We start from the raw sequence: 11,030 nt of genomic DNA, 5'->3' as shown, positions 1-11,030 counted from the left end.
TCAGTGAAGAAGAATTAAACGAAGCACTCCGACTAATCAATAACCGGCCACGAAAATGCTTGAAGTGGCGAACAGCAAACGAAGCATTCATGGACGAAGTGTTGCACTTAATTTGACAAACTATCATTTATAATCAACCGTTATGCCATTTGTACATCCACAATACGCCGGATTTCATCAAGCGTGCAATACGGCCTGTAACTGTGCGGTCTGCCAGATAAGCAAAGCCTTGTTTTTTGCCGAGAGAGCCAAGGAAACCTTTCAGCTTGATCTCAGGCATGGTTTCCGGAAGCTCTTCGCCTTTCCAGCGCATTTTCAGCACTTTGACAATCTGCTCTGCCTGCTCTTCGGCAAGCTGGGCAGAAGGCGCCATAGGCAATGCAGCGCAATCTCCGACGACGTAGACGTTTTCATCGGCCGGAAGCTGGTGATATTGGTTAATGACCACACGGCCGATTGAGTCACTTTCGAGGCCAAGATCCCGGACCGGTTTGACAGGTTGAATACCGGCCGTCCAAACGACCGCATCGACTGGAATCGTATCTTCATGGTTATACAGCAGATTCGGTTCGACTTTTGTGATATTGGAATTGGAAACTACATCGACATTATGGTTGTCGAACCATTTCTTGACGAAATTACTCAGGCGTTCCGGAAAATCGCGCAAAATCCGCGGACTGCGGTCGAACAGCTTAATCTGCAGATCTTCGCGGCTTTCGCGCAACTCACTCGCCAGCTCGATTCCGCTGAGACCGGCTCCGACTATCCCAACAACTGCATTTGCAGGCAGTCCAAGCAAAGCCTGATACGTCTGGCGTGATTTTCCAATCGTTTGAATGCTCAATGTGTATTGATCAGCACCTGGAACGCTGTGATATTTGTCCTCACAGCCAAGACCAATAACCAAATCATCGTAATCAATGCGCTGGCCGTTTTCCATGAAGACGCACTTTTCTTCCAGTCCGATTTCAAGAATCTCGCCGTTGACGATTTTCAGGCGTTCATGCTCCGGGAAATCCACCCTGACGTCCTGATCAGATTCTGTTCCGGCAGCAAGCGCATAGAATTCCGTTTTCATGCTATGAAACGGCGTTCGGTCGATTAAAGTGATTTCGACATCCTGAGGTAAACTGTTGGGCAATAAACGAAGCAATACTCTCATATTGCCGTAACCGCCGCCCAATAAGACTAGTTTTCGCATAAATATCTCCTTTATCTTTCATCTGTCTGCTTCTATCTCAAGTAAAAGTATATCGGATTGTGATAACTTTCACAATATATTCTAATGGAATCAAATAATTGACTTTGCACCTTAAAAAAGGTAGGATTTCTGAGTAGCGAGGTGACCTTTATGAATCCGATTGTTGAATTTTGTGTCAGCAATATCGTCAACGGTGCCCAAGAAGCTTTTGAAAAACTGGACCGGGATCCCAATCTCGATGTTCTGGAATATGGCTGCTTGAGTTATTGCACGAAATGCTCCGAAACACTTTACGCTCTAGTTAACGGCGAAATTGTCGAAGCTGACACCCCCGAAGAATTGACACGCAAAGTGTATGAGTTTATAGAAGAAAACCCATTATTTTAAGCCATCCGTTGGGTGGCTTTTTTATATTTCCCAAAAGCTGAGGTTTTCAATGCAATGAGTTGGCGGTATCTCTTTTTTCAGGGCTTCTTCCATTGGCGTAACTCCCGTATTGACATGGACCGTATCGATCCCGAACCGGATGCCGGCCTGAATGTCGGTGTCGTAATTATCTCCAATCATGACCATTTCCTCTGCCTTGAAACCACTTCCATGCTGGATCGCCTCAAGCATATGTCTTTCGGGTTTGCCAATGAAAACAGGCTCAACACCCGTTGAAGAAGAAACCACTTTTGTAAATGCGCCGTTTCCGGGCATGAATCCTTTTTCAGAAGGAAATGCCACATCGCGGTTTGTTGATAAAAATACCGCACCTTTACGTACTTCCAGACAGGCCGTAGCCAGTTTCTCAAAATTGATGTTGCGATCGATTCCCATCAGGACAATGTCTGCGTTATCGTATACACGCTCGATCGCTTCGCTTCGAAGCGCTTCTTCCACTCCATCCGTACCGATCATAAAGACATTTCTCTCCGGATACCATCTTTTAATGTATTTGGCTGCAGAAATCGAAGAAGTCATGATGTTTTCAGGCGGTGCCGTAATGCCGAAAGTCTTCATTTTATCGGCAAATTGCTGTTGTGTCATGGAGGCGTTGTTGGTTACATAATAAGGTTCAATGCCTTTTTTCTGCAAGCGCTCTATAAAGTCGGCGGCTTCCGGTATCACTTCCCGTCCCCGGAAAACCGTCCCGTCCAAATCCAGGCAATAGGCTTTATATTCCCTCATTACTTATTCTCCGGGATAAACGCTGATACCGGTCCGAGTTCGTGTACAAGATAATGCTCGACTCTCGGTCCGAAAGATTTGAGCTCCTGAAGCGTTTCATCCAGCACCAAAGTAATATTTTGATGGTCCATTTTCATGAAATCACGGACCAGTGATTTTCTTAGCCCGATCACCTTTTTCAATGGTGCATCCATTTCAACGGAAATCACTTTTTCGTCTGTCAGAATATCGACAATGTCATCATAACTGCCGGGATCTCTCATAATAAATCCATCAATCATGCTGTTTCCGACATCTATGATCGATTCAATAATATTGTGGGTCAGCCGCTCGAGAGCCAATTGGTCTTCCAGGGTGCTCCAGTCGTTTTTGGTTTCATAAAGCGCCAATAAGGCATTCATATAAGCGATTGTTTCAGTTATCTTGCTGCGGTCAATAAAATACATGGTTAACCCTCCAACAGGTGTAGTTTCTGCCACCTTATTCTCATTACCTATAATAGCATAAAGACATAGAAAAACCCCGCTGCATCATGCTTCCGCATCGGGGGTTTCGTCTGTTTTTCCAACTGCTTTCTGCTCCGGTTTTTCCTCTACGGTTTCTTTTTCAGGCTCTGGCGCTTTGCCGATTTTCTTAATAACGAAATAAGCGCATCCAAAATTGCAGTATTCGTAAAGGTAATCCTGTAATGTACTGATTTTCGTATCGTAGCTTGCCTTATGGTTCGTATCCTCAAAGAAACCCTTCAGCCGGAGCTGTCCATAACCCCAGTCTCCAAGTATATAATCATACTTGCCCAGTATTTCGCTGTAACGGTTATTTATGGCTTCTTCCTGAAATGCTTCACGGTAATCGATGACGATTTCGTAATTCCACTGGTCAATAGTAATCATTAAATTCACCATCCATTTACTTAAGCCTCTGTGAAAGGCTGCTGATTCCATATCGGAATACCGATGACGTCCTGCAGCATGTCTGCCATTCTCTTTTCCAAATGTACCATAAAGCCGGTAGCCTAACAAGGAACAGTCTTTTCAAAATAAAAACCCCGGAAACAATGCGTTTCCGGGGTTTCATATATACAGATTATGCTGCGTTATTTGCCTTATTTTTTTTGGTGCTTCGTACAGCGAACAGAATGCTGGCAGTCAAACCGCCCCATAAAAGCGTAATGCCGATTATCATAACTACGATTGCGCTTACTGACATAGCGTTAACCCCCTTATTTTTCTTCCTCGAATTCCGCATGGCTCTTATGCCATTTGCCGAGTGAGAACAAAATTCCTAAGATCAAAGCACCAGCTGCTACAGAGACACCTCCGAATAGTGTGAACATATCGGAATATCCTTCATAGTTCCCGGTATCATTGTCAAATTCTTTAAGAATGTTGAGTCTTAACAAGCCAAACATCATATAGCCCAAAACAATTGGTGTAATAACGCCCAGGCTGAATTTCCACCAGCCAGCAAGCGGGATATCAGAAATTGCATTGGCATGATCTTTCAGGTTGTCTGCTTTGCGCAGAATCCAAACGACCATGATCACTTCTACAAGTCCGACTGCTGCGACACCGAATTGGTTGATGTAATAATCTGCAAGATCAAGGAAGTAAAGACCGCCTTGAGTAGCAAAAAGAATTGAAAGCAAAGCTGCGAATCCGCCACCAAAAGCAACAGCTTTGCGGCGTGATGTTCCAAATTTCTCTGCAATTGCCGCCACATAGGTTTCAGTGATGGACATCAGAGAAGTCAATCCTGCAAGAGTCAGCGACAGGAAGAACAGGACACCGAAGAGTCCATTGAAGCCCGGGAATTCGTTGATGATCTGCGGGAATACCACAAATGCCAAACCGACCCCGGCAGTTGCTACTTCCGATACAGGAACATCGGACTGAACTGCCATAAATCCTAGTACAGCGAATACCCCAATCCCTGCAAGCAACTCAAAACTTGAGTTGGCTAAACCGGTGATGAAAGCATTATTTGTTATATCCGATTTTTTCGGAAGATAACTTGAATAAGTTATCATAATGGCGAATGCCACGGATAAACTGAAGAAAATATGTCCGTATGCAGCAACCCAAACCGACGGATCCATGATGGCATCAAAGTTCGGTTCAAAGAATGCGTTAAGTCCTGTCATTGCTCCGTCCAGCGTTACAGCGCGGATAACAATGATAATGAAGATAACAATTAAAGTCGGAATAAAGATGCGGTTGGCAGCTTCGATCCCTTTTTTAACTCCCGCCAGGAGTATTCCAAGTGTGATTGCCCATACCAGAACCAATGGGATAAAGATTCCCCAAACGATATCGCCGGTTTGGCCAGGTACATCTCCTAATTGGAGAAAGTCTCCGAACAGGAAGGCTTGCGTGTCTTCGCCCCACGCCTGATTGAATGCAAAAATTGTATAACGCATTGCCCAGGCGATGATAACTGCGTAGTAGACGGATATGACGAAAGAAACAAGCACTGCCCACCAGCCAAGCCATTCAGCTTTCTTGCCGCCCATGCGGAAGAATGATAATGGTGCAGATCCACGATATTTGTGCCCTATGGTGAATTCGAGGATAAGAATCGGTATCCCTGCGGTTAACAGAGCGAATAAGTACGGTATAAAGAATGCTCCTCCACCATTTTCATAGGCAACGTATGGAAAACGCCAAATATTCCCCAAACCGATTGCCGAGCCGACTGCCGCCATGATAAAACCGGCGCGTGTGCCCCATTGCGAACGTTCCATAATTTTTCCCCCTCTTTACGAACTTCCATTTTCCTTACAGAAAAATGGGAAGTTTGTATATTTTCAGATTATTTACTAATCTAAAAATAGTATACCGAGCGGGTTGGACAAAGTAAAGACAGTTTCTAATATTTTTTCAATAAAACTATAAAAGCAATAATAAAAAAGCGGAGAAAAAATCTCTCCGCTCTCCTATTATTAAGCATTTTCGGCTTTTTCATGAATGGTTGTTCGTTGAGACCAGAACACAAATAATATTGCCAGTATAATAACAACCGCCAACAACGACCATAGAAGCGAGCCGGTCAACCCTATGACCAAATACCCTACAGCTGAAATTGCAGCCGCTGTCAAAGCATAAGGAAGCTGTGTAGCGACATGGTCCATGTGATTACTCCCCGCTCCGGTTGAAGACAGGATGGTCGTATCAGAAATTGGTGAACAGTGATCTCCGAAAACCGCACCAGCCAAAACTGCTGACAGGGCAGGCAGCAATAATTCCGGTGCTGCATCGATCATGATCGTTCCTGCAATCGGCAAGAGAATCCCGAAAGATCCCCATGAAGTTCCGGTTGAAAACGCCATGACACCTGCAAGCAGGAATATCAGCAAAGGAAGAATCGAAATCGGAATATTGCCAGCTGTTACCAGTCCGGCAAGATATGTTCCAGTTTCCAAAGCACCAATCAGATAAGTCAGTGACCAGGCAAATATAAGAATCATTACGGCACCCATCATTGATTTGATGCCTGCCCAGATTCCTTTGCCGATCCAGCCGGCATTGGCAGTTTCGTTTTTCTTCATTTGAAGCAGGTAAAGAACAATGGATGTAATGGCACCCAGAAGTCCACCGACCAATAACGATAAAGGAACATCCGTATTTTCGAAAATGAGCCAAACATCAAGCTGTTGGCCGGCATTTTGATAGCCTGTCCACAACATTGCTACTACTGTTCCAACAATTAACAGGAGGATCGGCAACAGCAAATCAAGCACTCGGCCATGTGAATGGGCCGGGAAATCTTCTTTCATTTCACCGGGAATGGTTTTTTCCGGGTCGTAAAGCTGTCCTTTTTCAATTGCATTGATTTCATGTTTTTTCATTTCTCCAAAATCCACATCACGGTATGCCACAAAGAAAACGATGGCAAGTGCCGCAATCACGTAGAAATTCATCGGAGCCATCCATAGAAACGCTTCCAAAGCGGAATACTCGATGAAAGTCTGTGTAGCCAGGATGCCGGCGATGATACCGATGATGGCCGCTCCCCAACTCGAAACCGGAGAAACCACACAGACAGGTGCAGCAGTGGAATCGATGAAATAAGCCAGTTTAGCCCGTGATATCTTATAACGGTCCGTAATCGGACGGGCAACCTGTCCAACTGCAAGGGCATTGAAGTAATCATCGATGAAAATGAGGACACCCAACAGTACTGTGGTAACTTTTGCACCTCGACGGGATTTAACGCGGACAGAAGCCCATTGCGCAAAAGCGTGGCTTCCTCCCGATAAACTTACGAAAGCGGTGATGATACCCAATAACAAAAGGAATAATAGAATGAAGACGTTATATGCGTTAAAACCCTCATCCCAGAAAATCACCTGAAATGACGTGAATAATTCACGCAGCGTACCAACTGGTGCAAATGACGTCAGAATCAGGGCGGCAGAAAGAATGCCTACACCCAGCGATAACAGGACGCGCCGGGTCAGTAAGACCATAACGATTGCAATAATCGGCGGCAGGATTGAAAAAATTGTGTTTTCCATGAATAGTTTCCTCCTATTTTTTGATGGAATAGTATGGAGAAAAAAAGCCGACTCAATCCAAATGGACAAGTCGGCTTTCTACAATTCGTCTGTGCGGTAAAACATCAAACAACCCTGTAGCCCTCCATTTATGCAAGCATAAATGACAGTGACATCCTTGTTCAGGATGCCCCCAGCCCCACTTTCCGGTGACAACAGAAAATGGACTTCGGCAAAACCGCCTTTCAAATATGCTCATCGCTGTCACGCTCACACATTTTACTGATCGGTTTTGCAGCCTCTACCCATCGATATATAATTCATTTGTTAGCATATCCTAAAATTGTTTGGAAATCAAGTTCATTTTTAAAATGAGGTGCTGCCTCATTTAACCGTGTTGCGAGAAAAATAGCCGCTGAATACATCCCGGATAAATTCAGGCATAAAATATGTTTTCGGTGATCGCTTGAACTCCGGGAAAAAATAACCGAACGTAAACATATCAAGTGTGATGAGCTTGTATACTTCGTCACTTTCAGCCAACTTCCCACTTATGAACAGTTTATGGTTTTCCATATCCATGCCGGTGCGGATCATCTTGCCGAAAACGGTTCCTCGGAAACCAAGACCTTTCAGTTCCAGTTGCGGCCAGTCGGAATTCATCGACTGCAGATAAATTTCCTTCAGCTCCGCTCCGGTCAATTCGATCATGCAGGGATTGATGGGGTGCGGCAGCATCTGATGAAAATCATAGCGGGTGATTTCACCGGAAGGCATATCTTCCATAAAGAGGCCCGCATTAAATAATGCGCAATCGGCACCTGAGAATTCAATCATCGCTTTGCCGAACAATTGAGCCATTTGTGATTCCTTGAACCATTCCGCTTTCATGGCTTCCTCGTTATGGAACACCGCTTCGCGAAGCAATGTTTTTCCCTGTATCCTCAAATCCCTGTCATATCCTTCGTCAGGATTCTCGAGCATTTCAGTTTCAATCAAGTAGGCTTTTTTCTTGATTAAGTCGTCTTCTATGATGACATGTCCAAGATACGCACCGAACTTTCCGGCAGCGCCGAGCAATACGTTGCCGATTATTTTTCCCTCGTGAAAAATATGATGGGTATGCGCTCCTAAGATCAGATCAATTTCGGGACAGGATTCAGCAAGAATTTCATCTTCTCTTATTCCCAGATGGGACAGGCAAACGATAAAATCTGTCTGCTCTTTTATCTCTTCGACCGACTGCAGGATGGAATCCCTTGCTGCGGTCACTTTCCAGCCAAGCCTTTCGTAAAAAGGAGTGAATTCGGCAGTGGCTCCCACCAGGCCAATCCGCTTCCCTTCGGCTGTGATAAAGATTTTATAGGGTTTCGCCCACTCCGGTCGCTGTCCGTTTTCAGACAGAAGATTGGAGAGGATCACATCAAAGTCAGCATCAGTATATAACTCATCCAATTCTTTTTTGGACAATGTAATTCCTTCATTATTACCGATTGTCACCGCATCATAGGATGCATCGTTAAGCATCTGCACGTTTCCTTTTCCTGCCGTCCCTTCCGTAAATGGATGTGAACGGTCCACGTGGTCGCCAATGTCGAGAATGAGGCAGAAATCGCCCATTTCTTGGTGCCAGCGTTTTCTTTCAGCCAAAAAAGCATGGACGCTCGGCCAATTGGCAAAATGGCTGTGCAGATCATTTGTATGATAAATATGAATGGTTTCAGCCATTTTACATCACCTCTTTATGACCTTTCGTTAAAATTCCCCTTCAAAAAGATCCAGCTGTTTTGGCGCAAGATCTTCGAATACCAAATTGTTCATCCGCTGGAATTGTTTTGCATCTCCCGCCGCGTGCCCTCCGGAATTGTTATTGAAAATGATATAAACATTATCAGTCGTTTTCTCAAGTTCTTTAACTGCAAGGCTGATTTCCGTTAATTCATCTTCGTTATAATCGTATAAGTAGCGGACTTCCCTCCACTTCTTGGCATTTCCTGTATTAAGCCATCCATGGACGTTGCGGCCGTGCAGCCGGAATAACACTTTGTCGGTACGCGTGGAAACTGGAACCAACGGGATGGAGCCTTCCCCCGCCTGCGGTTCATCGCAGACTGAGTGGATCAGTTTGTTTTCTTTCAGAAATTCAAAAGTTTTTTCGCGCAGTCCATCAGCATACCAGGACTGGTGCCGAAACTCGACAGCCAAATCAAACTCGCTCAGCTTTGCGGTTATCCTCCTGATTTCCTCCACATTCTCTTTCACACAGTCAAACCATGGCGGAAACTGCAGCAGCACCATTGCAAGTTTGCCCGCCTCTTTAAGGGGCCTGATGGACTTTATATAGGCCTCATACATCTCTTCTTCAGAATCAAACGGGTTTTCACCACGCTGGTGCCCTGTCATTCCCTGATAGGCTTTGACGATAAATTGAAAAGAGTCAGGCGTTTCATCAATCCATTTTCGAATATTCCGTTCCGGCTGAACTGCATAAAAAGAAGAATCCAACTCGACTATCGGAAAATGTCCTGTATAATCGGTCAGTCTGTCTTTTTGCCTTGAGCCCGGACTGTAAACATCCGGATGATCTCCCCAGCCAGTAAGTCCGGCATAAATCATCGTGTCACCTCCGAAATGCTTGCTGCTTCAATGATAGCACAGAAAATATAGAACGTCTTATTCTGGAAATAAGGCAAAAGAAGACGAAAAAAGCCCCCATTGCATTTTCAGCAATGGGGGCTTTAGGATAAGCCAATCGATTAACCGATTGAACCTTCCATTTCAAATTTGATCAAACGGTTCATTTCCACCGCATATTCCATCGGAAGTTCTTTTGTAAATGGTTCGATAAAGCCCATAACGATCATTTCAGTCGCTTCCTGTTCAGAAACGCCACGGCTCATCAAGTAGAACAACTGCTCTTCTGAAACTTTCGAAACTTTCGCTTCGTGTTCCAAAGATACATTGTCGTTCAGGATTTCATTGTATGGAATCGTGTCCGATGTGGACAGGTTGTCCATGATCAGCGTATCGCATTCAATATTTGAACGTGCGCCGTCAGCTTTGCGGCCGAAACGGACGATCCCACGATATGAAACTTTACCGCCCTGTTTCGAAATTGACTTCGAAACGATGGAAGATGAAGTATTCGGTGCCATGTGGATCATTTTTGCACCGGCATCCTGGTGCTGGCCTTTGCCTGCGATGGCAATCGACAACGTCATGCCACGCGCGCCTTCACCGCGAAGATAAACTGCAGGATATTTCATCGTCAGCTTGGATCCGATATTGCCGTCAATCCATTCCATTGTGCCATTGGCATCAACGAAAGCACGTTTGGTAACAAGGTTATAAACGTTGTTCGCCCAGTTTTGGATTGTGGTATAGCGGCAATAACCGTCTTTTTTGACGATGATTTCAACTACTGCAGAATGCAGGGAATTCGTCGTATAAACTGGAGCTGTACAGCCTTCGACGTAATGGACACTTGCGCCTTCATCTACAATGATCAGTGTACGTTCGAACTGCCCCATGTTTTCCGAGTTGATACGGAAATAGGCTTGCAGCGGAGCCTCAACTTTAATGCCAGGTGGAACATAGATGAAAGAACCGCCTGACCATACTGCAGTGTTGAGTGCAGAGAATTTGTTGTCAGCTGTTGGAATCACTGTCTGGAAATATTCCCGGAACAGGTCTTCGTTCTCACGCAGTGCTGCATCTGTATCTTTAAAGATGATACCCATGTCTTCGAGTTCGACTTTCATGTTGTGATAAACAACTTCTGATTCGTACTGCGCAGACACACCTGCCAGGTATTTTTGTTCTGCTTCAGGGATACCAAGTTTATCAAACGTCCGTTTGATTTCTTCCGGTACTTCGTCCCATGAAGTCTGGCTCGCTTCTGAAGGTTTGACGTAATACGTGATTTCGTCAAAGTCTAACGGGGCCAGATCTCCGCCCCATTGCGGCATTGGCATTGAATAAAATACTTCAAGTGCTTTTAACCGCGTTTCAAGCATCCACTCAGGTTCACTCTTGATTTTCGAAATTTCTCTGACAATGTCTTCCGTCAATCCGCGTTTTGAGCGGAAAATCGAGACGTCTTTGTCATGGAACCCATATTTATAATCATCCATTTCAGGCATTTTTTTCGCCATCGTCGTT

Annotated in this window: 11 protein-coding genes, 1 pseudogene and 1 riboswitch; of the genes and pseudogenes, 2 read left to right on the top strand and 10 right to left on the bottom strand. The window is 44.9% G+C overall.

Annotated features, from left to right (window positions below; all coding sequences use genetic code 11):
• Positions 1-116 (top strand): annotated as a pseudogene (locus DIJ65_RS16560) (IS30 family transposase); the annotation flags it as partial.
• A 17-nt stretch (positions 117-133) separates the two neighbouring features.
• Here the strand turns inward: DIJ65_RS16560 and DIJ65_RS10080 are convergent.
• A complete protein-coding gene (locus tag DIJ65_RS10080) occupies positions 134-1,201 on the bottom strand; it encodes an NAD(P)/FAD-dependent oxidoreductase (protein WP_117301732.1) in 1,068 nt (355 codons plus the stop codon).
• A gap of 150 nt (positions 1,202-1,351) precedes the next feature.
• Between DIJ65_RS10080 and DIJ65_RS10075 the strand changes: the two genes are divergently transcribed.
• The gene (locus tag DIJ65_RS10075) at positions 1,352-1,588 is read left to right on the top strand and encodes a YuzB family protein (protein ID WP_117301734.1); all 237 of its coding nucleotides are present in this window, start codon (positions 1,352-1,354) and stop codon (positions 1,586-1,588) included.
• Positions 1,589-1,609: 21 nt separating this feature from the next.
• On the opposite strand, the gene DIJ65_RS10070 is transcribed toward DIJ65_RS10075, so the two are convergent.
• The 9 genes from DIJ65_RS10070 to sufB all read right to left on the bottom strand — a co-directional run bounded on the left by DIJ65_RS10070 (position 1,610) and on the right by sufB (position 11,023).
• Complete coding sequence (locus DIJ65_RS10070; protein ID WP_117301736.1) at positions 1,610-2,374, bottom strand: TIGR01457 family HAD-type hydrolase; 765 nt, start codon at positions 2,372-2,374, stop codon at positions 1,610-1,612.
• Complete coding sequence (locus DIJ65_RS10065; RefSeq protein WP_117301738.1) at positions 2,374-2,820, bottom strand: DUF86 domain-containing protein; 447 nt, start codon at positions 2,818-2,820, stop codon at positions 2,374-2,376. The genes DIJ65_RS10070 and DIJ65_RS10065 overlap by 1 nt, the downstream gene beginning before the upstream one ends.
• 84 nt (positions 2,821-2,904) lie before the next feature.
• Complete coding sequence (locus tag DIJ65_RS10060) at positions 2,905-3,267, bottom strand: YutD family protein (RefSeq protein WP_117301739.1); 363 nt, start codon at positions 3,265-3,267, stop codon at positions 2,905-2,907.
• 193 nt (positions 3,268-3,460) lie between these two features.
• Positions 3,461-3,583, bottom strand: coding sequence for a MetS family NSS transporter small subunit (locus DIJ65_RS10055; RefSeq protein WP_117301741.1), 123 nt, complete (start codon positions 3,581-3,583; stop codon positions 3,461-3,463).
• A gap of 13 nt (positions 3,584-3,596) precedes the next feature.
• Positions 3,597-5,117, bottom strand: coding sequence for a sodium-dependent transporter (locus tag DIJ65_RS10050; protein WP_117301742.1), 1,521 nt, complete (start codon positions 5,115-5,117; stop codon positions 3,597-3,599).
• Between the two features lie 198 nt (positions 5,118-5,315).
• A complete protein-coding gene (locus DIJ65_RS10045) occupies positions 5,316-6,890 on the bottom strand; it encodes a Na+/H+ antiporter NhaC family protein (protein WP_117301744.1) in 1,575 nt (524 codons plus the stop codon).
• Between the two features lie 109 nt (positions 6,891-6,999).
• Positions 7,000-7,181: riboswitch (Lysine riboswitch) on the bottom strand.
• Positions 7,182-7,253: 72 nt separating this feature from the next.
• Positions 7,254-8,597, bottom strand: a complete 1,344-nt coding sequence (locus DIJ65_RS10040; protein ID WP_117301746.1) for a bifunctional metallophosphatase/5'-nucleotidase — start codon at positions 8,595-8,597, stop codon at positions 7,254-7,256.
• Between the two features lie 27 nt (positions 8,598-8,624).
• Positions 8,625-9,485, bottom strand: coding sequence for a DUF72 domain-containing protein (locus DIJ65_RS10035; protein WP_117301747.1), 861 nt, complete (start codon positions 9,483-9,485; stop codon positions 8,625-8,627).
• 140 nt (positions 9,486-9,625) lie between these two features.
• A complete protein-coding gene (gene sufB / locus DIJ65_RS10030; RefSeq protein ID WP_117301749.1) occupies positions 9,626-11,023 on the bottom strand; it encodes a Fe-S cluster assembly protein SufB in 1,398 nt (465 codons plus the stop codon).
• Positions 11,024-11,030: the final 7 nt, after the last annotated feature.

Origin of the sequence: Planococcus salinarum, assembly GCF_007004625.1 — a bacterium.
GTDB classification, from domain to species: domain Bacteria; phylum Bacillota; class Bacilli; order Bacillales_A; family Planococcaceae; genus Planococcus; species Planococcus salinarum.
The sequence above is the reverse complement of the archived record's forward strand: the minus strand, read 5'-3'. Positions and strand labels throughout refer to the sequence as shown.

Coding starts and splice junctions, on each gene's coding strand:
- DIJ65_RS10080 (WP_117301732.1), bottom strand. CDS start 1,201: ATGCGAAAACTAGTCTTATTGGGCGGCGGTTACGGCAATATGAGAGTA.
- DIJ65_RS10075 (WP_117301734.1), top strand. CDS start 1,352: ATGAATCCGATTGTTGAATTTTGTGTCAGCAATATCGTCAACGGTGCC.
- DIJ65_RS10070 (WP_117301736.1), bottom strand. CDS start 2,374: ATGAGGGAATATAAAGCCTATTGCCTGGATTTGGACGGGACGGTTTTC.
- DIJ65_RS10065 (WP_117301738.1), bottom strand. CDS start 2,820: ATGTATTTTATTGACCGCAGCAAGATAACTGAAACAATCGCTTATATG.
- DIJ65_RS10060 (WP_117301739.1), bottom strand. CDS start 3,267: ATGATTACTATTGACCAGTGGAATTACGAAATCGTCATCGATTACCGT.
- DIJ65_RS10055 (WP_117301741.1), bottom strand. CDS start 3,583: ATGTCAGTAAGCGCAATCGTAGTTATGATAATCGGCATTACGCTTTTA.
- DIJ65_RS10050 (WP_117301742.1), bottom strand. CDS start 5,117: ATGGAACGTTCGCAATGGGGCACACGCGCCGGTTTTATCATGGCGGCA.
- DIJ65_RS10045 (WP_117301744.1), bottom strand. CDS start 6,890: ATGGAAAACACAATTTTTTCAATCCTGCCGCCGATTATTGCAATCGTT.
- DIJ65_RS10040 (WP_117301746.1), bottom strand. CDS start 8,597: ATGGCTGAAACCATTCATATTTATCATACAAATGATCTGCACAGCCAT.
- DIJ65_RS10035 (WP_117301747.1), bottom strand. CDS start 9,485: ATGATTTATGCCGGACTTACTGGCTGGGGAGATCATCCGGATGTTTAC.
- sufB (WP_117301749.1), bottom strand. CDS start 11,023: ATGGCGAAAAAAATGCCTGAAATGGATGATTATAAATATGGGTTCCAT.